The 1379-nt window shown below is 52.5% G+C and carries 1 protein-coding gene and 1 pseudogene; both read left to right on the forward strand.

Annotated elements, in window-relative coordinates; genetic code table 11:
• The coding region (locus tag STRDD11_RS13055; protein WP_164828508.1) for a pyridoxal phosphate-dependent aminotransferase at positions 1-1085 on the forward strand (1085 nt) is incomplete at its 5' end.
• A gap of 3 nt (positions 1086-1088) precedes the next feature.
• Positions 1089-1379, forward strand: a pseudogene (locus tag STRDD11_RS13060) (hypothetical protein); the annotation flags it as partial.

A 1379-nucleotide genomic window follows, 5' to 3' on the forward strand; every position in this document is an offset into this window, starting at 1 on the left:
TTCTCTCCCTGACTCTGGGAGAGCCGGATTTTCCAACGCCCAAGAACATTCAGGAAGCCGCTGTTGCGGCTATTGAGGACGGCAGGGCCAGTTTTTATACGGTGACTAGCGGTCTGCCTGAGCTAAAGGAAGCTATTGTGCAGCACTTTGCCGCATACTACGGCTATGCCATTGAGCCCAATCAGGTGACTGTTGCGACCGGGGCAAAATTTTCCCTGTATACCTTCTTTATGAGTGTCATTGATCCCGGCGATGAGGTCTTGATTCCGACACCTTACTGGGTCAGCTATGGCGATCAGGTGGAGATGGCAGAAGGCCATCCGGTCTTTGTCCAGACGACAGAGGCTCATGACTTTAAGGTGACAGTAGAGCAGCTGGAAGCAGCGCGCACGGACAGGACCAAGGTCTTGGTGCTCAATTCACCATCCAATCCGACCGGCATGATCTACAGTGCAGAAGAGCTGCGGGCCATCGGAAACTGGGCTGTGGACAGGAATATTCTGATTTTGGCGGATGATATTTACGGCCGCTTGGTCTATAATGGCCATGAATTTACGCCGATTTCCAGCTTATCTGAGGACATTCGACATCAGACTGTCGTCATCAACGGTGTTTCCAAGAGTTATGCCATGACTGGCTGGCGCATTGGCTATGCGGTTGGGCGGCCGGACATCATTGCGGCTATGGGGAAGATAGCCGGTCAGACGACGTCCAATCCGACAGCAGCCGCTCAGTATGCGGCTATTGAGGCCCTGAAGGGCGGTCAGGATACGGTTGAAAGCATGCGGCAGGCTTTTGAGGAGCGCCTCAATACCATCTATCCTTTGCTGGCACAGGTACCGGGCTTTGAGGTTATCAAGCCGCAGGGAGCCTTCTATCTTTTCCCAAATGTCAAGAAAGCCATGGAAATCAAAGGCTACACTGATGTGACCGAATTTACAACAGCTATCTTAGAAGAAGCAGGCGTAGCTCTGGTGACCGGTGCCGGCTTTGGCGCTCCGGAGAATGTCCGCCTCAGCTATGCGACAGACATGGCTACGCTCAAAGAAGCGGTCCGCCGTCTCAAGGAATTCATGGAGAGTTAAGAAATGAGAAAAGTTTTCTGTTTTGCCCTGCTGACGGTCAGTCTGATCTTCTTGTCTGCTTGCTCTTTGCTTGGCTCAGAGCAGGGCTGGACGACCATTTCCCAGTCAAAGAATGGAGATCCCAGCTATCATCTGCAGGCTAAGGGCAGGCGTTATCGCATTCTTTTTGAGGAAAATGCCTCGACTCGGATGGACTGGTATCTCAATGACTACCAGCCCGGTCTGGAGCTGAAAATGCGGACTCTTAACAGAGAGGAGATACAGCCAGGCGGCAGTGCAGAGCAGGAACTATCC

It is taken from the genome of Streptococcus sp. DD11 (assembly GCF_001578865.1).
Taxonomy (GTDB): domain Bacteria; phylum Bacillota; class Bacilli; order Lactobacillales; family Streptococcaceae; genus Streptococcus; species Streptococcus panodentis.